This is a genomic window from Streptomyces albofaciens JCM 4342, from assembly GCF_008634025.1.
Lineage (GTDB): Bacteria > Actinomycetota > Actinomycetes > Streptomycetales > Streptomycetaceae > Streptomyces > Streptomyces albofaciens.
This window is the reverse complement of sequence record NZ_PDCM01000002.1, coordinates 2981534-3004879: the sequence shown is the minus strand read 5'-3', so window position 1 is coordinate 3004879 and position 23346 is coordinate 2981534. Positions and strand designations below refer to the sequence as shown.

The 23346-nt window shown below is 70.3% G+C and carries 16 protein-coding genes and 1 tRNA gene; 16 read left to right on the top strand and 1 reads right to left on the bottom strand.

What is annotated here, in order from left to right; translation table 11 throughout:
• The first annotated feature begins 70 nt into the window (after positions 1–70).
• From CP973_RS32930 to CP973_RS32910, 5 genes are all read left to right on the top strand, one after another.
• Positions 71–550 carry an MSMEG_6728 family protein gene (locus tag CP973_RS32930; protein ID WP_150247463.1) on the top strand — a complete coding sequence of 160 codons (480 nt, stop codon included), beginning with the start codon at positions 71–73 and terminating at the stop codon, positions 548–550.
• A 436-nt stretch (positions 551–986) separates the two neighbouring features.
• Positions 987–1274: a hypothetical protein gene (locus CP973_RS32925; protein WP_244410163.1), complete on the top strand. Its 288-nt coding sequence runs from the start codon at positions 987–989 to the stop codon at positions 1272–1274.
• A 190-nt stretch (positions 1275–1464) separates the two neighbouring features.
• Entirely contained in the window at positions 1465–7893 is a 6429-nt protein-coding gene (locus tag CP973_RS32920) for a toxin glutamine deamidase domain-containing protein (protein ID WP_483025204.1), read from the top strand.
• A 47-nt stretch (positions 7894–7940) separates the two neighbouring features.
• Complete coding sequence (locus tag CP973_RS32915; protein ID WP_150247461.1) at positions 7941–8234, top strand: toxin-antitoxin system YwqK family antitoxin; 294 nt, start codon at positions 7941–7943, stop codon at positions 8232–8234.
• A gap of 101 nt (positions 8235–8335) precedes the next feature.
• Entirely contained in the window at positions 8336–8659 is a 324-nt protein-coding gene (locus tag CP973_RS32910; protein ID WP_150247460.1) for a hypothetical protein, read from the top strand.
• A gap of 321 nt (positions 8660–8980) precedes the next feature.
• Here CP973_RS32910 and CP973_RS32905 read toward each other — a convergent pair.
• Positions 8981–9052, bottom strand: a tRNA-Arg gene (locus CP973_RS32905).
• Positions 9053–9243: 191 nt separating this feature from the next.
• Here CP973_RS32905 and CP973_RS32895 point away from each other — a divergent pair.
• The 11 genes from CP973_RS32895 to prmC all read left to right on the top strand — a co-directional run bounded on the left by CP973_RS32895 (position 9244) and on the right by prmC (position 23303).
• Positions 9244–9798, top strand: coding sequence for a response regulator (locus tag CP973_RS32895; protein WP_150247458.1), 555 nt, complete (start codon positions 9244–9246; stop codon positions 9796–9798).
• A 520-nt stretch (positions 9799–10318) separates the two neighbouring features.
• A complete protein-coding gene (gene nrtL, locus CP973_RS32890; RefSeq protein WP_150247457.1) occupies positions 10319–11332 on the top strand; it encodes an ArgS-related anticodon-binding protein NrtL in 1014 nt (337 codons plus the stop codon).
• Positions 11333–11483: 151 nt separating this feature from the next.
• A complete protein-coding gene (lysA, locus tag CP973_RS32885) occupies positions 11484–12875 on the top strand; it encodes a diaminopimelate decarboxylase (protein WP_150247456.1) in 1392 nt (463 codons plus the stop codon).
• Between the two features lie 176 nt (positions 12876–13051).
• Positions 13052–14380 (top strand): homoserine dehydrogenase, encoded by a 1329-nt coding sequence (locus CP973_RS32880; protein WP_150247455.1) that lies wholly within the window; start codon positions 13052–13054, stop codon positions 14378–14380.
• Positions 14381–14388: 8 nt separating this feature from the next.
• Entirely contained in the window at positions 14389–15465 is a 1077-nt protein-coding gene (gene thrC / locus CP973_RS32875; RefSeq protein ID WP_150247454.1) for a threonine synthase, read from the top strand.
• A gap of 381 nt (positions 15466–15846) precedes the next feature.
• Positions 15847–16764 carry a homoserine kinase gene (thrB, locus tag CP973_RS32870; RefSeq protein WP_150247453.1) on the top strand — a complete coding sequence of 306 codons (918 nt, stop codon included), beginning with the start codon at positions 15847–15849 and terminating at the stop codon, positions 16762–16764.
• 361 nt (positions 16765–17125) lie between these two features.
• Positions 17126–19159, top strand: a complete 2034-nt coding sequence (gene rho / locus CP973_RS32865) for a transcription termination factor Rho (protein WP_150247452.1) — start codon at positions 17126–17128, stop codon at positions 19157–19159.
• Positions 19160–19535: 376 nt separating this feature from the next.
• Positions 19536–20663 (top strand): LCP family protein, encoded by a 1128-nt coding sequence (locus tag CP973_RS32860; protein ID WP_150247451.1) that lies wholly within the window; start codon positions 19536–19538, stop codon positions 20661–20663.
• Positions 20664–20859: 196 nt separating this feature from the next.
• A complete protein-coding gene (gene rpmE, locus CP973_RS32855) occupies positions 20860–21084 on the top strand; it encodes a 50S ribosomal protein L31 (protein WP_030376601.1) in 225 nt (74 codons plus the stop codon).
• Positions 21085–21262: 178 nt separating this feature from the next.
• Positions 21263–22342 carry a peptide chain release factor 1 gene (prfA, locus tag CP973_RS32850; RefSeq protein WP_150247450.1) on the top strand — a complete coding sequence of 360 codons (1080 nt, stop codon included), beginning with the start codon at positions 21263–21265 and terminating at the stop codon, positions 22340–22342.
• A 121-nt stretch (positions 22343–22463) separates the two neighbouring features.
• Positions 22464–23303 carry a peptide chain release factor N(5)-glutamine methyltransferase gene (gene prmC, locus CP973_RS32845; protein ID WP_030681159.1) on the top strand — a complete coding sequence of 280 codons (840 nt, stop codon included), beginning with the start codon at positions 22464–22466 and terminating at the stop codon, positions 23301–23303.
• The last annotated feature ends 43 nt before the right edge of the window (positions 23304–23346 follow it).

The following is a 23346-nucleotide window of genomic DNA, read 5'->3' as shown; positions in this document are numbered from 1 at the left end:
CTCGCCCGGATGATGTAGCGGGCCCCGCCGATCCCACGGAAGGCAGTCACAGGGACATACACCTGACCCCATGCAGACCTTCCTCCCCTACCCCGACTTCGCAGCCTCCGCCGCCGTCCTCGACACCCGCCGCCTGGGCAAACAGCGGGTGGAAACCCTCCAGGTCCTCCGCGGCCTCACCGTCCCCGGCTACGGCTGGCGCCACCACCCGGCCGTCCGCATGTGGCAGGGCTACGAGGAGGCACTCGTCCGCTACGGCCTGGAAATGTGCCGGGAGTGGACGGCAGCGGGGCGGCGGGACACGTGCGCAACGACGCTGGCCACGGATTTCGGCTCGTACCGCCCGCAGGCTTCCGTACGTTCGTACAGCGAACTGTCGGATGCCGGAGAACTGCCGAATTGGCTGGGTGACTCGGAATTCCATCGGAGCCATCAGTCGGCGTTGGTGACGAAAGATCCGGGGCATTACCGGGCTTATTTTCCGGACGTTCCGTCAGGGCTGCCGTACGTCTGGCCGACGTCGGACAGGGCGGCCGGCCGAGGCGCGTGACGGGGCCTCGGACGTGGGGCTGTGATCGGTGGGGGAGACCGGTGGGGGCGGTGGGGGGCCGGGCGGACGGGAAACCCCGTACGTGAATCACGCTGCCGACACCGGACGTGAATCGCGCTGCCGACACCTGCCGCCGAAGTGACGAGAAGCCGGGAGCCGCGTTGCCCACGGAAACCGAAAGGGCGTCAGGCGCGTCGGTTAGGTTGATCGGCAGACAGGTGAGGCATGAGAACGAGAGGGTCATTCCATGACGGAATCCGGCAATACGGGTGGAATACCGGATGACGCGGCTTTCGCCCGTAACAACGGAAACGCCGGCACGGAGGGGAACGCGGCCGGTACCACCGGCGGAAACGCGGCGGGCGCCCCGGGCCCTCAGCCGCCCTCGCTGCCGCCCTACGCTCCGCCGCCCCCGCCGTCCGCCACTCCTCCCGCGGTGGTGCCGACCGATGCCGATCACGCGCTGGAGATCGGCCGTACGCTGTTTCCGCCTGAGGGCTCGCCCGGCGGCCCGGTCGGCCTTTTCGTCCACGAATTCGACATCGGCTACCTCATCTACCCCGGCTATCCGGTCCACGACGATCCGACCGTGCCGCCGCCCTGCCCGGGTGGCAGCAACGCCGTCATCGCCAAGGCCGACGGCCAGGTGACGTTCCTTCCGAACCACCCGCCGGAGGACGCCGTGGAGCTCTACCGCCTGCTGCTGAGCCGGGAGACGCCCTGATCCTGGCCGGCGTGTGACCGGAACCCATGAGTCCGGCTCCGCGGCGAGGGGTGCCGTTGGTTCCACCCCGGCACCGGGCCGGACGGACATCTGATTTCCCGGACAGGTAGCGACCCGCGCCGCGCACCGGCCGCCACCTTCCACTGAACGATTTCACGCATGTACACGGGGGAGTTGCGTCTTGTCTCTCATGCTGCCGGATCCGCTGGAGTGGGTCCTGGACATGCTGGGCTTCAACTGGCCGCATGCCGACGAGGACAAGCTGATCGAGTGCGCCCAGGTCTGGCGTCAGTTCGCCGGTGAGGTCGCCGGTCATCAGGCCCGGGGCGCGAGCGCGGCGGGCAATGTCCTGGCGGCCAACGCCGGGGATGCCATCGAGGGCTTCAGCAAGACGTGGGAGAAGTTCGCCGACGGCTCCGGCTACTTCGACGATGCCCGCCAGGCCGCCGAGATCATCGCTTTCACCCTGGAGGCGGCCGCGGCGCTGGTCGTCGGCATGAAGATCGCTGTGATCACGCAGCTGGCGATCCTGGCCGCGGAGATCATCGCGGCCCAGGCGGCGGCGCCCTTCACCCTGGGCCTGTCCGAGATCGGGGCGGCGGCGGGCACGGTGGCCACCCGTGAGATCGTGCGGCGCATCCTCAAGGAGGTCGCCAAGCAGCTGCTGGACGCCATTATGGAGGCGGCCAAGGAACCGGTGATCTCCGCGCTGGAGGCCATGGCCTCCGACCTGATCGCCCAGACCGTCAACCAGAACTTCGGCGCCCAGAACGGCTATGACCTGGGCCGCACCACCAAGAAGGGTGTCGAGGCGGGCAAGGACGCCCTGAAGAACACCGGCGAGACCCTCGGCGAATCCCTGCGCGACGGCGCCGGCCACCGCGCCGGTCACCGTGCCCGCCAGGGCCTGGACTCCGCCGCCGGCCACGGTGGCGGTGGTGGCGGGACAGGCGGCGGGAACGGTGACGGGGGCGGTGACGGGGGCGGCTCCGGCAGCGGTTCCGGATCCGGCAGCGGCGACGGCGGCAGCGGTGCGGGGGCCGGGAACGGGTCGGGCTCCGGGTCCGGTGCGGGCTCGGGTTCGGGGGGCGGTTCCGGTACGGGTACGGATGGCGGCAGCGGCTCGCACTCCGGCGGCGGATCCGATGCGGGCGGCTCCGGAAACGGCGGCAGCGGAACCGGCTCAGGCTCAGGCTCGGGCTCTGGTTCCGGGGCTGGGTCTGGGTCCGGCAGCGGTTCCGGTTCCACCTCGCACGCGGGCACGGGGGAAGGTACCGGCGGAAGCGGCAGTTCCTCCCACACCCCCCGCACAGGCGAAACCGGCACGGGCACGGGCACGAGTGCGAGTGCGAGTGCGAACGCCGGTCCGGACACCGGCTCCGGCCACACGCCCTCCGCCGCCCCCGACCACTCCACCCCGAGCCCGGACGGCAACCGCGACACCCCCCGCGCCCAGCCCCTGCCACCCCCGGACCAGCGCTCCCCCTTCGACGCCGGCTTCCAGGGCGGCAACGACCACAACCCCTACGGCGCAGACCGCCCCTCCGACACGCCGTCCACCCGGCAGGACCCGGGCACCACCCCGGAGCCCGGGCGTACGGACCCCGATTCCGCCGGGACCCGGCCAACCTCGGACACCACCCCGGACCACGCGCGCCCTGCTTCCGAGACCAGCAGCACCCACCCCACGCCGGGCCCCGGCCATGAGCCGGTCTCCACCCAGCCGACGCCTGACCACACCCCGGACCCGGCTCGTCCCAACCCCGAGAACAACCCCGCCAACGTCTCCACCCAGCCCGCTCCGGGCCCGCCGCCTCCCACCCACCCGGACGCGGCGCCCGCGCCCGCTCCGGCGCCCGACACCACCCCGGCCCCGGACCATTCCGCCCCGCGACAGGAGACCCCCAGCTCCACGCCCGATCCCCGGCCTGACACCTCCACCTCCACCCCGGGCCCCATGCCCGGCAACCCCCCAAACACCAGCAACGACAGCTCCGGCTCCGCACCCGGCGACAACGCCTCCACCGGCACCGGTGGCGGCCGTCCCGCCATGCCGCACGTCGGCACGCCGCCCCAGGGCGCCCCCGTCCAGCACACGCCCTCCCACCACCAGCCCGTACAACAGCGGGACCCGGTCTCGGGCGACCCCATGCCGCACGCGGGGGACGACACCGAACTGTCCACCCAGTCCGCGGCCACCGCGACCGCCCCGCCACCCACCAGCGCGCACACCCCCGCCCCGGACGCGGGCCCGACGCCCGGCCCGGCGCAGAACACCCCGCAAAACGCGGGACCGGCCATGGGCATGCCTGCCGCCCCGCCGCCCCACGCGGGCCCCACACCGTCGAACGCCGCCCCACCGCGCGGCAGCACACCGTCAAACGCGAACCCCCCGTCACAGCCCAACCGTCGCCCCGACGGCCGCCGCCCCGTCCAGGACGCCACCCAACAACCGCGCCCCGACCGCCCGCCGTACAACCCGCGTCTGGACGGCCCACGGCGCCCCGATGCTCCGGCCGACCCACCGCACAACAACCGCCGCCCCGACGGCTCGCAGATCGTCAGCGACCAGACCCAGCACCCACGCCCCGAAGCACCCCCGCACAACCCCCGCCTCGACGGTCCTGCTCAGACGGGCCACACACCGCCGGTACGGAACGACCAGCCATCGCCCCGCCTTGGCGCACCCCGCCCTGACCAGCCCCAGTCACACCCGGACACAACCCGCCCGGTCACCCCTGCCCAGCCCTGGCCCCACCAGCCCCCTCAGCCTTTCCAACAACAGCTCAACCAGCCCCACCATCAGCAACATCCGGAACAGCAAAACCCGTACCAGCAGCACCCCCACTACCAGCAGCAATCCCCCTACCAGCAGCCCAACCTCCAGAGCCACCAGCCCACCACCCCTCAGCACATCCCTCACCCGCAAACACCGCCCAACCACCAGCAGCCACACCCCCACCAGCAGCCGCACCCGCAACAACAGCCATACCCGCAACAGCAGCAGCCACTGCACCACCAGGCCAACCAGGCGCATCCTCAGCAGAACCACCAGCAACACCCGGCCCCTCAATCCCAAGCACCGCAGCACCAGCAGCCCCAGGCTGCTCCCCAGCCCCCACGCCCGTCCTTCAACGACGTCAGGGCGAGCCTCAATCACCACCCCAACGGCCTGTACCTGCCCGCGCCGCGCGACCAACAGGCGTTGCTGTACCACTTCCCGCGCAACCCGGACGGCACCTTTCAACGTTTCCCCGACCCGTTCCAGCGCTGGGCCCAGTTGCAGAACGACGGCGGTATGGGAGTTCTGGGCCGCTCCAACAACTGCGCCGACTGCACCCGTTCCTTCATCGAGTCCTGGTACGGCAATCCCCAGGTCTCCGCCACCCGTACCTACGACCGCGATGCCAACGGCGACTTCGACCGGAACAGCGGCGAACGCGACGGCACCAGCAACATCGAGAACTGGGCCGGCACCACCTTCCGTGCCTCCGGCAACAACGCACACGAGGGTTACGCCCGAATAGCCGACGAACTCCGCCAGGCTGGTCACGGCGCGGTCGCCGCTGTGCTCGTCACCTGGCCGACGAGGCCCAACGGCAGCGGCGGTGGTGCTCATGTTTTCAACGCCGTCAACCACAACGGCCGCGTCATCTGGGTGGACAGCCAGTCCGGACAAGTCAGTCACCAGCCGCTCGGCACCAACGCCACAGGTGTCTGGCATCTCACACTCGACGCCAACCGCAACCCGTACGACCCCACACGCTCCCAAGTACCCGTAACTCCACAACAACCCCCGTATGCCCACCAGCCCACCCCCCATCAGCAGCAGCCTCACCCGCAGCAGTCCACCCCCTACACCCAGCAGCCGGGCCCCCACCAACAGCCACAGCACCCCGCTCCATACACCCAGCACCCGCAGCAGCCCGGCCCCTATGTACAGCCGGGGCCGTACGCCCAGCAGCCCGGGCCATACCAGCAGCCGCAGCAGCAGCCCGGCCCTCACGTACAGCCAGGACCGGTACAGCAGCCGCCGCACCAGAACCCGAATTTCCAGCAACCAGGCCCCTACCAGCAGCAGCCGCAGCACCCCGCTCCGTACGCGCATCAGCCGCATCAGCCGGGCCCCCAACAAGTGCCGCAGCAGCAGGGCCCGCTCACACAACAGCCCCACCAGCATCCGGCACCCCAGACGCAGCCGTACCAGCCACTACCGCAACAAACACAGCTCTACCAGCAGCAGCCGAACCAAACACAACCCCAGCCTCAGCAGCCAGCCCCGCGCATCGAGGCTCAGCAGCCCCCGAAGCGGCAGGAATCGTCCCCCCAAGAGCAATCACCTGTCCGCGATCACCCACCTGTCCAGGAACAATCGCCCACCCAGCAGCAATCACCCACCCAGGAACAGGCACCGCATCAAAACCAGGCGCCTGTCCAGGAACACACCGAGCCCACTCCCGAGCACGAGCCCTCGGACCCGGACTCCAACTCACTGCATGCCATCCGGGCCGATCTCGATCAGGAGAACGGCGGCCTCCGCGCACCTGACCCCGCTGATCAACAACGGCTGGAGGATGCGCACCCGCGGAACCCCGACGGTACCCCGCAGCGTTTCGCCAACCCCTTCGACTCCTGGGGCCAGCTTCAGAACGACGGCGGTGACACCGTGCCTGGGCGCGGCAACAACTGCGCCGACTGCTCCCGCTCCTTCCTGGAGACGTGGTACGGCAACCCCCAGGTCTCCGCACCGCGCACGCTCGACACCGACGAGCACGGCAACGTGCTCGCCTGGAAGCCCGAGGACAACGCCAACGAGAACCAGATCCGCTGGAGTGGTGCCACCCATTCTTATGCCGGTCGTGGCGATGACCCGCATACTGCGGCGCGTATCGCGTACGACCTTGAGCAAGCAGGCCACGGCGCAGCCGCCATTGTGCAGGTCAACTGGCCCAACGGCCGTGGAGGCCACGCATTCAACGTGGTCAATCACCACGGGCAGATCATTTGGGTGGACGCACAGTCCGGCGCGGTCAGCACGGAGCCGCTGCACATTCCGAAAGCGGAACACGCCTTCTACATCCCACTCGACGCGAATCGTCAGCCGCTCCACGCCGATCGCGTTGTGGAGAAGCCCGATGACACCTCCACCGATACGTCCGAGAACAAGCCGGACTCCATTACAGAGCCGACCGACACCAACTCCCACGACTCGTCCGCCGACAAAACTGTCGACGAGACTGTCGGTGAGCCGACCGGGTCGTCGACCGAGTCGTCAATCGACCACGGTACGGCCGAGCCTCGGGACGCGCACACCGAGGATCGGACGTCCAGACCTCTTCCGAGCAACCGCGAAAGCCCGCCCGCGCACCGCGGCACAAACATTTCTCAGCACCTGGCCGAGGCCCTCCGCAACGATCCTCAGCCGCTGAGATACGGCAGGCCGGTCGGGGAAACGTCGGACGGTGTCACACCCGCCGAGGACACACCGGCCCGGACTTCGCGTCCGAGTGACCCGCGTTCGCAGGACCCGCACCCGCAAGGACCGTCCGAGCCCGCCGGGGCCGATACGCGTCACCAGGACGGGAACGAGCCGCCGGCCGAACCGTCGGGTGGCGAACCGGACCCGTCTGCGGACGACCACGACCTCGCCCAGCATGAGGTCAGCGAGGCCGAGCAGGACGGGGACCGGGAACCGGCCGTGCGGTTCAAGGTGCCCTCGGCCGGCGACGTGCGGGTGGACGACCTGCCCGAGTTCCCTGATCCGGTCGACCCCGGTGATGCTCCTGATACCAGTGACCTGGATTCGGAGGTGGAGGACAAGAGGCGCGGCGGGTTTGTCGAGCAGCTCGACCTGAACGACACCGACCGGGTGCAGTTGGACGACAACGGCTTGATCACGAGTATCGATGGAAAAACCGTCAGAGAGTATGTGCAGGAAATGTCCGAGGAGCGGGCACGCAGGCATGCGGAAATGTTCGTCGATGGTGACGGGCCCTGTTCGGCCCTGGCGATCGACCGTCGCACCGGTCTGATCACCGAGGGCCTCAATGGTGATCCGGATGATGTGATTAAGCTGAAGCACCTGCACCCGCTACTGCGCGAGAATTACCTGGGCATCGCCGCCTGGATGCACCCGATCATGGCATCCGAGGGCCACGTCCTGATAGGTAACCAAATTGCTCCGGATGGTTCGGCGGCGCGGGATGAAAATGGAAAAGTAATCCCCAATTCGGAGATGGTCTATACTGGTCAGGCATACTTCGACAATCCTTTGCGGCATGCCGAGGTGAAGGCTGTAAACGAACTGTTGTGGGCCCGTCAGCGAAAGCATGAAGAAGACTGGCGCAAGGAACACGGGGAAGATTCCACGCCGCCGCCGCTGAGCCGTATGGCGTTGGACGAAATTCGGTTCGATCCACGATGGATCGAAACTGCCGTCGTGAAGAGGGGGAAGAATAAGGGCAAAATTATTCACTCCGTCGGCGAATCGGCACCGGCCTGTCCGAACTGCAACGGTGTTCTCCAGGGTGTCCCGAGCTACGCTGGTCGCCATCAGTACTCCATCGGCGACTACCGGCGCAGGGACGAAGCCAATTACATACCTCCCGTAATGGAATGAACGTGCGTATCGAACACAAAGACACACACCGGGACGAGGATTCCCGCTTGCACTGCGGGGATGAGCTGGTCACGGGCGAGGTCGTCTCCCGGGACCGCGAGGGCCGCATCATCGCTCTCATCTCTTACGTCGATGGCGTCCCGTCCGGACCGCACATCCGGTGGTATCCGGACGGCACGAAGAAGAAGGAAGGTCAGACGCGTTGGGGCCTGGCCGTGGGGGACTGGCGCAAATGGCACCCGAACGGTCAGCTCGCCGAGCACACCGTCTTCGACCTCCGGGGCATGCCGGTGCGCAGTCAGGCGTGGGACAAGGACGGCAACCTCACGGAAGACGACTGAGGCGCGGCCTGACTTGCGCCGTCAGGCATGTCCCCGGGCCGGCTTCCGCGCCCGGGGCGCCCGCCCGTACGGCAATCACGCTGAATAGGAGAGAAACCTTCATGGCGCAGGACACTCCCATGCCGCCGACCACCCCCGAGGAAGCCCTCGCCATCGTGCTTAGCCGTTACGCCCGTCCCCAACTGGCGGATGGCTCCCCGGCATCGATGCACGTCCATGAATTCGACATCGGCTACCTCGTCTACCCCACTTACCCCCCCTCCGCACCGGTGGATCCGGCAGCCCCGCCGATGCCCGCCCCGCCCGGTGGCGCGAACGTCGTCGTGGCCAAGGACACCGGGGAGACCGTCACCGTCCCCAACGTCGACAACGACTCGGCCATCGCGAGCTACCGCAGGCACCGCGCGCGCACGGCCACCTCTTGAACCACTTCATCGTCGGCGGGACCCAACGGCCCGGCCGACTGCGTGAGGTGGCGACCACGCCGCGAGCGCCGGCGGCCCTGGTCGTTTCCGCCGGGGAAGCGACCAGGGGCATCGCCTGCCCGACGCGCCTGGTCGCCGGTTCCCGCCCGAAAGTAAAAAGCCGACCCCGGAGTCGACTCGACGCTGCTGTCCCACGATTCCGGCTCAAGACACAGAAACCCAAACCCACGATTCTGCACGCAGCACACGGCCACCCAACACAAAGACCCCGCACCCAACGTTGAACGCTGAAGGCGGGGTCTTCCGGCACCTCGTACAAGGTGCCCCCGGCAGGATTCGAACCTGCGCACACGGCTCCGGAGGCCGTTGCTCTATCCCCTGAGCTACGGGGGCGTGTCGGCCGTTGTTCGCGGCGACGGGTAGAACACTACCAGCTCCGGAGGGGTGTTCATGAACGGGTTGGGGGAGGGGCGGGGTAGCGCATGTGGGGGTGGGGTGGGTGGGGGTCGGGGGAAGGTCCCTCGGACGGGGCGGAAGTGGGGAAAACCCGGACGCAGCCGGAGGCGCGCGCCTAGTCTCAAGGTGTGCCTGGCTTGTCCGGCCGGGTCCTTGTCGTCGACGACAACAAGGTCATCCGGCAGTTGATCAGGGTCAACCTGGAGCTTGAGGGCTTCGAGGTCGTGACCGCGGCCGATGGTGCCGAGTGCCTGGACATCGTGCATCGGGTCGCTCCGGATGTGGTGACGCTCGATGTGGTGATGCCCCGGCTCGACGGGCTGCAGACGGCGGCCCGGTTGCGGGCCGACCCGCGGACGCGGGGGATACCCCTCGCCATCGTCAGTGCCTGTACGCAGGCGGAGGTGGAGAGCGGGCAGGCGGTCGGGGTGGACGCGTTTCTGGCCAAGCCGTTCGAGCCGATGGATCTTGTGCGTACGGTGCGGCGGCTCATGAGCTGTGGAAGGCGCGACGGAGCGGAGGGGCAGGCGGGGGGAGCGGGGGAAGGGGAGAGTGCGGGGGCGGTCGGGGGTGATGCCGGACGGCCTGAGGGGGAGGTTGGGGGAGCAGGGAAGGGTGGGGACGTCGAAGCGGAAGTGGATGCCGAGGGGGGATCGGAGGCTGCGGTGCGGCCTGCTGGGTGAGGGGCGCGTGTGTGTGTTGGGGGCGTTGGGGGCGGGACGCAGACGGCCGGTGACCGGCTGGTGCGGCATGGGCCTCGGTGGCCCGGCGGCCCGGTGGTCGGCTGGTGTCGCATAGTGCCCGGCGGCTCGGTGACCGGTTGGTGCGGCATGCGGCATGCGGCCCCGGCGGCCCGGCGGTCGGCAGGTGTCGCACAGGTGCCTGGTGGCTCGGTGACCAGTTGGTGCGGCATGCAGCCCCGGTGGTCCGGCGCCCCAGTGACCGGCTCCTTCGGCATGGACCCCGGTGGCCCAATGACCGGCTGCGTGGGCCCCGGCAGCCCGATGGCCGGCTCGTGTCGCACAGGCGCCCAGTAGCCCGATGCGCGCTGCAGTCGAGGGCAGTCGAGGTGTCGGTGACTGGCGCGCTTCGGGTGTCCGATGGCCGCCACCGTCCCAGACCCCCGCTGACCAGTAGCGTCCAGCTGTCCGGTGGGTGAAACCGGGTGGCGGACGGGGGCTGTTCCTCCCATACGCTGGGGGTGTGACCCCTGCTGAGTTCTCCCGCGCCGTGCTCTGTGCCGTGCGTGGCGCTGTTGAGGGCGGGGAGCTCTCCGTGACCGTACCGGAGCGGGTTGTGGTGCGCGCGCCGGGCGGTAAGGGCGCCGGTGATGAGGCTGATCTGGCGTGTGGTGTCGCGTTGCAGGTGGCCAAGGAGGCCGGGCGGCCGCCGCTGGAAGTGGCTGAAGTGCTGCGGCAGCGGTTGGCGGGGGTGCCCGGGGTCGCCGGGGTGGGGGTTGCCGGGGCCGGGTTCCTGAATGTGACGTTGACGGGGGCGGCTCGGGCCGGGGTCGTACGGAGTGTGCTGGCGCAGGGGCGGGCGTACGGGGACGCCGGCGGCCGGGGCCGGGTGGAACTGCGGGCGGCGGAAGGCGCAGGTGCGCGCGCCGTCGTCATGGCCGAGGCGCTGGAAAAGATCCTTCCCGCGGGAGGCGCGGAGACGAGGCCGGGTGGGGAGACGGTCCGTCCCAGGGCGATCGCCCACGACTGGCACGCTCTCACCACCCGCCTGGGCCCCGACGAAGCTCGCTGGGTCCTGCTCCGTCCGGCGCAAGGTGATGCCGTCCGCCTTCCCGACCGTCCCGTCCAGCGGGAGAGCAACGCGCGCTTCCGGGTGCAGTACGCGTACGCCCGTACGTGCGCGATGACGCGTAACGCCCGTGACCTGGGGTTCGCCGCCGAGCCCGCGGACATCGGGGAACTGGGGGGTACGGGCGCGCAGGATCTCGCCCTGCGCGGCCTCTACGCCGCCGTCGCCGAATACCCCGCCGCCGTCGAGGCCGCCGCGCGGCACCGGGCGCCGGATCGGGTCGCGCGGCATCTGGAGGTCACCGCCGACGCCTGGCTGCGATGTCACGACATGTGTCCGCCGCTGCCTGTCGGGGAGGAGAAACCCTCGGCCGTGCACCGTGGCCGGCTGGCCCTCGCCGAAGCCGCCGGGACGGTGCTCGCCAACGGCCTTCACCTGCTCGGCATCTCCACGCCCGATCGTCTTTAGATCTGGTCCCCCCACTGGCAGGCAAGCTCGGACTCCGGCAGCCGGAGACCGGCGGTCGATGCCCGACAAGGGCGTCCGGCAGTCGACCCGCCGCTCCGCCAGTGGACGCACAGGACCAGGTCGTCGCACTTCCGAGGGGAATTCCCACGTCATGAGCCGTTCCGCACACCCCGCAGGCCCCCGCCACGGCGACGTCCTGCCCGAGGGGCACTACACCGCTCCGCCCGCCGACCTGAACAGCCTCGACCCACGGGTGTGGTCCCGTACGGTCGAGCGCAATGCCGACGGAGTGATCACTGTCGGCGGGGTCGACGCAGCCGCGCTCGCCGAGGAGTTCGGGACGCCCGCGTACTTCCTGGACGAGGAGGACTTCCGGGGGCGGTGCCGGGCCTGGAAGGAGGCCTTCGGGGAGGGGGCGGACGTCTTCTACGCCGGCAAGGCGTTTCTTTCGCGGGCCGTGGTGCGGTGGCTGGCGGAGGAAGGGATGAATCTCGACGTGTGCAGTGGTGGCGAACTGGCCACGGCGCTCGCGGCCGGGATGCCTGCCGAGCGGATCGCGCTGCACGGCAACAACAAGAGCGTCGAGGAGATCACCCGGGCCGTGGAGGCCGGTGTCGGGCGGATCGTGCTGGATTCGTTCCAGGAGATCGTGCGGGTGGCGCACATCGCGGACCGGCTGGGCAAGCGGCAGCGGGTGCAGATCCGGGTGACGGTGGGCGTGGAGGCGCACACCCACGAGTTCATCGCGACCGCGCACGAGGACCAGAAGTTCGGCATCGCGCTGGCCGGCGGGCAGGCCGCGGAGGCCGTACGGCGGGTGCTGAAGCTGGACGGGCTGGAGCTGACCGGCATCCACTCGCACATCGGGTCGCAGATCTTCGACATGGCCGGCTTCGAGGTGTCCGCGCGGCGTGTGGTGCAGCTGCTGACCGAGGTGCGGGACGAGCACGGGGTGGAGCTGCCGGAGATCGATCTGGGCGGTGGGCTCGGGATCGCGTACACCCCGGACGACGACCCGCGCGAGCCGCACGAGATCGCGAAGGCGCTGGGCGACATCGTGACGCGGGAGTGCGCGGCGGCCGGGCTGGCCGTGCCGCGGCTGTCCGTGGAGCCGGGCCGCGCCATCGTCGGACCCACCGCCTTCACCCTGTACGAGGTGGGCACGGTCAAGGAGCTGGACGGGCTGCGGACGTACGTCTCCGTCGACGGCGGCATGTCGGACAACATCCGTACGGCCCTCTACGACGCCGAGTACAGCGTGGCGCTGGCCTCGCGGGTCTCGGACGCGCCGCCGATGCTCTCCCGCGTGGTCGGCAAGCACTGCGAGAGCGGCGACATCGTCGTACGGGACGCGTTCCTGCCCGCCGACGTGGCACCCGGTGACCTGCTCGCGGTGCCCGCGACCGGCGCGTACTGCCGGTCGATGGCGAGCAACTACAACCACGCCCTGCGGCCGCCGGTGGTCGCGGTGCGTGAGGGGGCGGGGCGCGTCATCGTGCGGCGCGAGACGGAGGAGGACCTGCTGCGTCTCGACGTCGGGTAGGACCGGTGCCGGGCACCGGGGGGCGTGGGGCGCCGTCCGTACGGGCGGTGTCGGCCGTACCCGCCGGGTGACCGACAATGGTGGAACGAACATCTCGGCATCCGGACCGGGGCCGGAAAACCCGGTCCGGTGCGTGAGACTGGTGCATGACCGAGAAGGAAAGCGAAAGAGGTCGAATGATGCGTACGCGTCCGCTGAAGGTGGCGCTGCTGGGCTGTGGAGTGGTCGGCTCAGAGGTGGCGCGCATCATGACGACGCACGCCGACGACCTCACGGCGCGCATCGGGGCGCCGGTCGAGCTGGCCGGAATCGCCGTTCGCCGTCCGGACCGGGTGCGCGCGGGAGTGCCCGCCGAGCTGATCACCACCGACGCCAAAGAGCTGGTCAAACGGGGTGACATCGATGTGGTCGTCGAGGTGATCGGGGGCATCGAGCCCGCCCGCAGCCTCATCACCACCGCTTTCGAGCACGGCGCGAGCGTCGTCTCGGCCAACAAGGCGCTGGTCGCCGCGGACGGCGCGGCGCTGCACGCCGCGGCCGAGGCCAACGGCGCGGACCTCTATTACGAGGCCGCCGTGGCCGGCGCGATCCCGCTGGTCCGGCCGCTGCGCGAGTCGCTGGCCGGCGACAAGGTCAACCGGGTGCTGGGCATCGTCAACGGGACGACCAATTTCATCCTGGACAAGATGGACAGCACGGGGGCGGGGTATTCGGAGGCGCTGGACGAGGCCACCGCCCTCGGGTACGCGGAGGCCGACCCGACCGCCGACGTCGAGGGCTTCGACGCGGCCGCCAAGGCCGCCATCCTGGCCGGTATCGCCTTCCACACCCGGGTGACCATCGACGATGTGCACCGCGAGGGGCTGACCGAGGTCACCGCCTCCGACATCGCCTCCGCCAAGCGCATGGGCTGCACGGTCAAGCTGCTGGCGATCTGCGAGCGGGCCGCCGACGGCGCTTCGGTCACCGCGCGCGTGCACCCGGCGATGATTCCGCTGTCGCATCCGCTGGCCTCCGTGCGCGAGGCGTACAACGCGGTCTTCGTCGAGGCGGAGGCCGCCGGGCAGCTGATGTTCTACGGGCCGGGCGCGGGCGGCTCGCCGACCGCCTCCGCGGTCCTCGGCGACCTGGTGGCGGTCTGCCGCAACAAGCTGGCCGGGACCACCGGGCCCGGCGAGTCCGCGTACACGCAGCTGCCGGTCGGGCCGATGGGTGACGTGGTCACCCGCTACCACATCAGCCTGGACGTGGCGGACAAGCCCGGTGTCCTGGCCCAGGTGGCCATGGTTTTCGCCGAGCACGGCGTGTCCATCGACACCGTGCGCCAGCAGAGCAAGGACGGGGGTGCCGCCCGCTCCGGTGAGACCGCGAACGGGGGAGAGGCGTCCCTCGTCGTCGTCACGCACCGGGCGGCGGACGCCGCCCTGTCGTCGACCGTCGACGCGCTGCGCGACCTGGACACCGTCCGGGGCGTTGCCAGCATCATGCGGGTCGAAGGGGAGTAAAGGAACCCATGTCTGCCATTTCCACCGCGAGCCGTCAGTGGCGCGGAATCATCGAGGAGTACCGCGACCGGCTGCCGGTCGGGGCGTCGACCGAGGTCGTCACGCTGCGCGAGGGCGGTACGCCGCTGGTGCCCGCCCAGGTGCTCTCCGAGCGCACGGGCTGTGAGGTGCATCTCAAGGTGGAGGGTGCCAACCCCACCGGCTCCTTCAAGGACCGCGGCATGACGATGGCCATCACCCGGGCGAAGGAGGAGGGTGCCAAGGCCGTCATCTGCGCCTCGACCGGCAACACCTCCGCGTCGGCGGCCGCGTACGCCGTACGGGCCGGGATGGTCTGCGCCGTGCTGGTCCCGCAGGGCAAGATCGCGCTGGGCAAGATGGGCCAGGCGCTGGTGCACGGCGCCAAGATCCTCCAGGTCGACGGCAATTTCGACGACTGTCTGACGCTGGCCCGGGGGCTGTCCGAGAAGTACCCCGTCGCACTTGTGAACTCCGTCAACCCGGTACGGATCGAGGGCCAGAAGACCGCCGCCTTCGAGATCGTGGACATGCTGGACGACGCGCCGGACATCCATGTGCTCCCGGTCGGCAACGCGGGCAACATCACCGCGTACTGGAAGGGGTACCAGGAGTACGCCGCCGACGGCGTCGCCTCGCGCACCCCGCGCATGTGGGGCTTCCAGGCGTCCGGCAGCGCGCCGATCGTACGTGGCGAAGTCGTCAAGGATCCGCACACGATCGCGACCGCCATCCGGATCGGCAACCCCGCCTCCTGGCAGTTCGCCGAGCGCGCCCGGGACGAGTCCGGCGGCTTCATCGACGAGGTGACCGACCGTCAGATCCTGGCCGCCTACCGGCTGCTGGCCTCCCAGGAGGGCGTCTTCGTGGAGCCCGCCTCGGCCGCCTCGGTGGCCGGCCTGCTCAAGGCCGCCGACGAGGGCAAGGTCGACCCGGGCCAGCGGATCGTCTGCACGGTCACCGGCAACGGCCTCAAGGACCCGGACTGGGCCGTCGCGGGCGCCCCGCAGCCGGTCACCGTCCCGGTCGACGCGGACGCCGCGGCCGAGCGCCTCGGTCTGGCGTAACGCGCCCCCTCGGGACACGGCGCACCCGGCCCGCCCGTACGGGTACGGCCGGGTGCCCACCCGGCGCGCGCGACGCCGCGCGCCACCGGTTCACGGGGCCGCGAGGGCCCGTCGTGCCGGATCGAGCAAACCCTGCAAAGGCTGCAAATGCGGCTCGGAGCCGAGGGTGGCGTGCGACACGCATCGTGCGCCTCCTGTGCGCCCTATGTCGCCGCAGAACCTTCCTTCGATAGGCTGGCAGCCAACTCCCCTCCCCACGGCATGCCGCAGTGGTGTGCAGGGCAGGTCAGAACGGTCCCCATGAGCCGGCCGGGCGCCACCCTGGTGCCGCGGCGCTCCGGGGCAGTGCCGCAGCATCACATCAAGGAGAGTCATCGAGCGATGGCCGGTCCAGCGTTCCGCGCCGCCGCCGTCCGGGTGCGCACCCCCGCGACCAGCGCCAATCTCGGTCCCGGCTTCGACGCCCTGGGGCTCGCCCTCGGGCTGTACGACGACGTCGTGGTACGGGTGGCCGATTCCGGCCTGCACGTCGACATCGCGGGCGAGGGCGCCGAAACCCTGCCGCGCGACGAGAGCCACCTGCTCGTACGGTCCCTGCGCACCGCCTTCGACCTGCTCGGCGGGCAGCCGCGCGGCCTGGAGATCGTGTGCGCCAACCGCATCCCGCACGGCCGCGGCCTGGGCTCCTCCTCCGCCGCGATCTGCGCCGGCATCATGGCCGCCCGCGCCGTGACCATAGGCGCCGAGCAGAAGCTCGACGACGCGGCGCTGCTGGAGCTGGCGACCGAGATCGAGGGCCACCCGGACAACGTCGCCGCGTGTCTGCTCGGTGGTTTCACGCTGGCCTGGACGGATACCGGAACCGCGCGGGCGATCCGGCTGGATCCCGCCGATTCCATCGTTCCGGTGGTCTTCGTACCGGGCCGCCCGGTGCTCACGGAGACCGCGCGGGGCCTGCTGCCGCGTACCGTTCCGCACGTGGACGCCGCGGCCAACGCCGGCCGCGCCGCACTGCTCGTCGAGGCCCTGACCAGGCGCCCCGAGCTGCTGCTGGCCGCGACCGAGGACCGACTTCACCAGGAGTACCGTGCTCCCGCGATGCCGGAGAGCGCGGCCCTGGTGAACCGACTGCGGGCGGACGGCGTCCCTGCAGTCATCTCCGGCGCGGGCCCCACGGTGCTCGCGCTGGTCCAGGAGGACGCGGCCGACAAGGTCGCCGGCCTGGCGGGCGAGGGGTGGGCGGCCAACCGGCTGGCCCTCGACGCGGCGGGCGCCTCGGTGCTGCCGCTCGCCGGGTGATCGTTCGATTGCCGGTCTTCGAGAGGGGGAATGTTTGTTGGATCCGGTAGTGTTAACCTCAAGTGAGTACGTGACGCCTCAGCGGCGCGGTACTCCGTGTCCCCTTCCGGGACCACCTTTCTTCCGGGAGCTTCCCAGACTGCTTGGAGCAGTTGCCTGAGCAGAAGCGAGCACGCTCCGGAATCGGCGTGACGGACATGAGTCACAGACATCTCTTCGCGCCGGAACCATGCACTGATCTCTCCGCCGTTTCGGCGGGACCACCGCCCCGGCCAGGTCCGCAAGTACGGGACCGCAGCCGGACAGCACAACCGGTCGCCGAGCCAGACAGGCCGACGCCCGCTCCAGGGAAGGACCCTTCGTGAGCGACACCACCGATCTGATGGGCGTACGCACCGATGGCAGTGCCACCGCGCCCGCCACGGACGCTCCCGCCGCGCCGACGCGGCGCCGCCGTTCCGGCACCGGCCTGGACGGCATGGTCCTGGCAGAGCTGCAGCAGGTCGCCTCCAGCCTCGGTATCAAGGGCACCGCGCGGATGCGCAAGAGCCAGCTGATCGAGGTCATCAAGGAGAAGCAGGCCCAGGGCGCCGGCACCGCCTCCGCCGCCAAGGGCGACGCGCCCGCAGAGACCGAGACCAAGCCCAAGCGCCGGGCGACGTCCAAGGCCCGTACGGGCGAGGACGGCGACGCCAAGGCCGCGGGCAAGGGGGCCGAGAAGGCCGCCGACCAGTCCGCCGGGCAGCAGCAGATCGACATCCCGGGCCAGACCGGCGAGGAGCCCACCGGCGAGCGCCGCCGGCGCCGCGCCACCGCCGCCGCGGGCAGCCCCGAGGGCGCCGGCGAGGCGAAGGCCGAGGGCAAGGCCGAGACGAAGGCCGACACCCGGGTGGCGCAGCGCGAGGACGGCAAGGCCGAGGCCGCCGCCGACAGCGCCGAGGGCCGCCAGGGCAAGGGCGAGCGCCAGGACCGCGGGGACCGTCAGGACCGCGGCCAGAAGGGCGACCGCCAGGGCCGCGGCGAGCGCGGCCAGCGCGACCGCCGCAACAAGAACAACGACGGCGGCGACCAGCAGGGCGGCGGCAACCGCCAGCGCGACAACCGCGACAACCGCGACAACCGCCGGGCCGACGAGGACGGCGACGACTTCGAGGGCGGCCGCCGCGGCCGCCGCGGCCGCTACCGGGACCGCCGGGGCCGTCGCGGCCGGGACGACTTCGGCAACGAGCCGCAGGTCTCCGAGGACGATGTGCTGATCCCCGTCGCGGGCATCCTCGACATCCTCGACAACTACGCGTTCATCCGGACCTCCGGCTACCTGCCCGGCCCGAACGACGTGTACGTCTCGCTCGCCCAGGTCCGCAAGAACGGCCTGCGCAAGGGCGACCACGTCACCGGCGCGGTCCGCCAGCCCCGCGAGGGCGAGCGGCGCGAGAAGTTCAACGCGCTGGTGCGCCTGGACACCGTCAACAGCGTCGCGCCCGAACAGGGCCGTGGCCGCCCGGAGTTCGGCAAGCTGACGCCGCTGTACCCGCAGGAGCGGCTGCGCCTGGAGGGTGAGCCGGGCGCGCTGACGCCGCGGATCATCGACCTGGTCGCGCCGATCGGCAAGGGCCAGCGCGGTCTGATCGTGGCCCCGCCGAAGACCGGCAAGACCATGATCATGCAGGCGATCGCCAACTCGATCACCCGCAACAGCCCCGAGTGCCACCTGATGGTCGTCCTGGTCGACGAGCGTCCGGAAGAGGTCACCGACATGCAGCGGTCGGTCAAGGGCGAGGTCATCTCCTCGACCTTCGACCGCCCGGCCGAGGACCACACCACCGTCGCCGAGCTCGCCATCGAGCGTGCCAAGCGCCTGGTGGAGCTGGGCCACGACGTGGTCGTCCTGCTGGACTCCATCACCCGTCTGGGCCGTGCGTACAACCTCGCCGCCCCGGCGTCGGGCCGCATCCTGTCCGGTGGTGTCGACTCGACCGCGCTGTACCCGCCGAAGAAGTTCTTCGGCGCCGCGCGCAACATCGAGGACGGCGGCTCGCTGACCATCCTGGCCACCGCGCTGGTCGAGACCGGCTCGCGGATGGACGAGGTGATCTTCGAGGAGTTCAAGGGCACCGGCAACATGGAGCTCAAGCTCGACCGGAAGCTCTCGGACAAGCGCATCTTCCCGGCGGTGGACGTGGACGCGTCCAGCACCCGCAAGGAAGAGATCCTGATGGGCAGCGACGAGCTCGCCGTCGTCTGGAAGCTGCGCCGGGTGCTGCACGCCCTGGACCAGCAGCAGGCCATCGAGCTGCTGCTGGACAAGATGAAGCAGACGAAGTCCAACGCGGAGTTCCTGCTCCAGATCCAGAAGACGACCCCGGGCATGGGCAACGGCAACGGCAACGACTGACGCCGGGCCCCTGCGAACGGCCTGTCGGCGCCCGTACAGGCGCCGGGCACGACGGTAGCCGCACGGCTGAGCCCTCCTGGTCACTTCGGTGGCCGGGAGGGCTTCGTGCTGGGCCGAGAAACCCGCAGATTGTTGCCTTGCGCACACGTATGCCCTCGGCGGAGTCCGCCGTTCCGTATTCCGGTCGCGGACGAAAGCCCTGGTCACCGGGCAACAAGTCGACTTTTCGCCGCTCGGGGGCCGAACGGTTTCTAAGAATGGCCCTCAATCCCGTTGTGCAACCCTTCCGGGCAGCCCCCCGTCTTTCAAGGCGCAACAAACCGTGGCCCAGCAGTGGCGGCGAGGGGCAGCCGAGCGAACGAGGACTGAGGAGCAGATGGCGGACGACAGCAGGGCCGCGAACCCGGCCAAGAGCCGCTCCCGCGGCATACGTGCCACGGGCCGCCGGCGCAAGGGGCCGACCCGGCGCCGCCGCATCCTGACGATCACCATATGCGCGCTGGTCAGCTGCGTGCTGCTGGGCGGCGCGGGACTCGGGTACGTCTACTTCAAGCTCAACGGCAACCTGAAGGGCGTCGACATCAACGCCGCCCTGGGCAAGGACCGGCCGAAGAACAACGACGACGGGTCGATGGACATCCTCGTCATGGGTTCGGACTCCCGGGCGGGCGCGAACGGCTCGTACGGCACGGACGAGGGCAACGCCCGCTCCGACACCGCGATGATCGTGCACATCTTCAAGGGCCACAAGAAGGCCAGCGTCGTCAGCATCCCGCGCGACACCCTGGTCCAGCGCCCCGACTGCACGACCAAGGACGGCAAGAACGTGCCGGGCCAGCGCCGGGCCATGTTCAACACCGCCTTCGAGGTCGGCGGCCCGGCCTGTGCGGTCAAGACCGTCGAGTCGATGAGCGGCATCCGCATGGACCACTTCGTCGAGGTCGACTTCACCGGCTTCAAGAAGCTCATCGACGCGCTGGGCGGCGTGGACATCACCACCACCAAGCCCATCCACGACAAGAAGAGCCACCTGGACCTGGAGCCCGGCAAGCACACCCTCAACGGCGAGAACGCGCTCGGCCTCGTCCGTACGCGGCACGGCGTGCCCGGCGGCGACGGCAGCGACCTCGGCCGCATCCAGCTCCAGCAGACGTTCATCAAGGCCCTGATGAACCAGGTCAAGAACATCGGGCTGCTGTCGAACCCGACCAAGCTCTACGGCATCGCCGACACCGCCACCAAGGCCATCACCACCGACACCGACCTGAACTCGGTCAACGCGCTGATGGGGCTGGCCAAGGAGCTGGGCGGCATCGGGTCGGACAGCATCGACATGGTCACCCTGCCGGTGACGTACGACAAGAGGGACCCGTCCCGCGTGCTGCCGCTGGAGAAGCAGTCCCGGCAGGTCTGGGACGCGCTGCGCGAGGACCGGGACATCCCCAAGGACGCGATCAAGGATTCCGCGGGTGACAAGGGCGGAACCGCCGGTTACGTAAAGTAGCCGAATCGATTCCTCCGGCCGCCGGGAAGCCCGTCCCGGCGGCCTGAGCACGCCCCGGGGACCCCCGGGGAATATCCCGCCGTCCACCCCGGTTTTGGGAGATGCGGCCGGTCCTGGCAGACTGGACCGTCGGCCCCGGTTCACGTGGCGCAATCAGCGGCACGACCCGGAGCCCTCCCGAACCTAGGAGATTCCCTTGAAGCGCGACATTCACCCGGAGTACGTCGAGACCCAGGTCAGCTGCACCTGTGGCGCGTCGTTCACCACCCGTAGCACCGTTGCCGGCGGCACCATCCGTGCCGACATCTGCTCCGAGTGCCACCCGTTCTACACGGGCAAGCAGAAGATCCTCGACACCGGTGGCCGCGTGGCCCGCTTCGAGGCCCGCTTCGGCAAGGGCGCCGGCTCCGCCAAGAAGTAGCGTCCCGCAAGGCGCCGGTTCCGTCTCGCCCCTGTCGAGGGGCGGCCGGACCGGCGTTTTGTCGTCCGGGCCACGGACCCCGCCGGAGATCCGTGGCCGCGGCCACCGGCCGCACAGGTGCCGGCAACCGGGACCCCCGGGAAACCGGGAAGACACAGCCAGGTGAGGAACCCCCACGATGTTCGAGGCGGTCGAGGAACTGATCGGCGAGCACGCCGACCTTGAGAAGCGACTGGCCGACCCCGCGGTCCACGCCGACCAGCGCGAGGCCAAGCGGCTCAACAAGCGCTATTTCGAACTGACCCCGGTCATCGCGACGTACCGCGCCTGGAAGCAGACCGGCGACGACATCGAGACGGCCCGCGAGCTGGCCGCCGACGACCCGGACTTCGCCGACGAGGTCAAGGACCTCGAAGCGCGCCGCGAGGAGCTGACCGAGAAGCTGCGGCTGCTGCTCGTCCCGCGCGACCCCAGCGACGACAAGGACGTCATCCTGGAGGTCAAGGCGGGCGAGGGCGGCGAGGAGTCCGCGCTGTTCGCCGGCGACCTGCTGCGCATGTACCTGCGCTACGCCGAGCGGGTCGGCTGGAAGACCGAGATCCTGGACGCCAACGAGTCCGACCTCGGCGGCTACAAGGACGTCCAGGTCGCCGTGAAGACCAAGGGCGGCAACGGCGCCACCGAGCCCGGCCAGGGCGTGTGGGCCCGCCTGAAGTACGAGGGCGGCGTGCACCGCGTCCAGCGGGTCCCCGCCACCGAGTCCCAGGGCCGCATCCACACCTCCGCGGCCGGTGTGCTCGTCACGCCCGAGGCCGAGGAGGTCGAGGTCGAGATCGGCCCGAACGACCTGCGCATCGACGTCTACCGCTCGTCGGGCCCCGGCGGCCAGTCGGTCAACACCACCGACTCCGCCGTCCGCATCACCCACCTGCCCACCGGCATCGTCGTCTCCTGCCAGAACGAGAAGAGCCAGCTCCAGAACAAGGAGCAGGCCCTGCGCATCCTGCGCTCGCGGCTGCTGGCCGCCGCCCAGGAGGAGGCCGAGAAGGAGGCGTCGGACGCCCGGCGCAGCCAGGTGCGCACCGTCGACCGCTCCGAGCGCATCCGGACGTACAACTTCCCGGAGAACCGGATTTCGGACCACCGGGTCGGCTTCAAGGCGTACAACCTGGACCAGGTCCTGGACGGCGAGCTCGACCCGGTCATCCAGGCGTGCGTGGACGCCGACTCGGCCGCCAAGCTGGCAGCCGCCCAGTAACAGCCCGTAGAAGCCGTAGAAGTCCGTACAAGCCCGTAGAACGAGCCGGAGGAACAGCGTGCCGTCGCCTTCCGGGGGTCACGACCCCCAGCGGCCCCGCCGCGGGCCCAGCCCCCGCACCGTGCTGCTCGCCGAGGTGGCGCAGGCCACCCAGCGGCTGGCCGACGCCGGCGTGCCCTCACCGCGCTTCGACGCCGAGGAACTCGCCGCACATGTGCACGGCGTCAAGCGCGGCGAACTGCACCGGGTCGCCGACGCGGACTTCGACGCCCGCTACTGGGAGGCCGTCGCGCGCCGCGAGGCCCGCGAGCCGCTCCAGCACATCACCGGGCGCGCCTTCTTCCGCTACCTGGAGCTGCACGTCGGCCCCGGCGTCTTCGTACCCCGCCCGGAGACCGAGTCGGTCGTCGGCTGGGCGATAGACGCCGTACGGGCCATGGACGTCGTCGAACCGCTCATCGTGGACCTGTGCACCGGCTCCGGAGCCATCGCGCTCGCCCTGGCGCAGGAGGTGCCGCGCTCGCGCGTGCACGCCGTGGAGCTGTCCGACGAGGCCATGCAGTGGGCGCGCAAGAACGTCGAGGGGTCCCGCGTCGTTCTCCAGCAGGGCGATGCGCTGACCGCGCTCCCCGAGCTGGACGGCCAGGTCGACCTGGTCATCTCGAACCCGCCGTACATCCCGCTGACCGAGTGGGAGTACGTCGCACCCGAGGCGCGCGACCACGACCCCGAGCTTGCGCTGTTCTCGGGCCAGGACGGCCTGGACACCATCCGCGGCATCGAGCGGACCGCACACCGCCTGCTGCGGCCCGGCGGCGTCGTGGTCATCGAACACGCCGACACCCAGGGCGGCCAGGTCCCGTGGATCTTCACCGAGGAGCGGGGCTGGGCCGACGCGGCCGACCACCCCGACCTGAACAACCGGCCCCGCTTCGCCACCGCGCGCAGGGCGACGCCATGACGAGCCCGGCCCCCACGAGTCATCTGTACGTTCCGCACGAGGA

What these genes read in the sequence shown, in the direction of transcription:
- thrB (WP_150247453.1), top strand. Translation starts at nt 15,847, where the DNA reads ATGGCCGGTCCAGCGTTCCGCGCCGCCGCCGTCCGGGTGCGCACCCCC.
- CP973_RS32860 (WP_150247451.1), top strand. Translation starts at nt 19,536, where the DNA reads ATGGCGGACGACAGCAGGGCCGCGAACCCGGCCAAGAGCCGCTCCCGC.
- CP973_RS32920 (WP_483025204.1), top strand. Translation starts at nt 1,465, where the DNA reads ATGCTGCCGGATCCGCTGGAGTGGGTCCTGGACATGCTGGGCTTCAAC.
- lysA (WP_150247456.1), top strand. Translation starts at nt 11,484, where the DNA reads ATGAGCCGTTCCGCACACCCCGCAGGCCCCCGCCACGGCGACGTCCTG.
- thrC (WP_150247454.1), top strand. Translation starts at nt 14,389, where the DNA reads ATGTCTGCCATTTCCACCGCGAGCCGTCAGTGGCGCGGAATCATCGAG.
- CP973_RS32910 (WP_150247460.1), top strand. Translation starts at nt 8,336, where the DNA reads ATGGCGCAGGACACTCCCATGCCGCCGACCACCCCCGAGGAAGCCCTC.
- CP973_RS32930 (WP_150247463.1), top strand. Translation starts at nt 71, where the DNA reads ATGCAGACCTTCCTCCCCTACCCCGACTTCGCAGCCTCCGCCGCCGTC.
- CP973_RS32880 (WP_150247455.1), top strand. Translation starts at nt 13,052, where the DNA reads ATGATGCGTACGCGTCCGCTGAAGGTGGCGCTGCTGGGCTGTGGAGTG.
- prfA (WP_150247450.1), top strand. Translation starts at nt 21,263, where the DNA reads ATGTTCGAGGCGGTCGAGGAACTGATCGGCGAGCACGCCGACCTTGAG.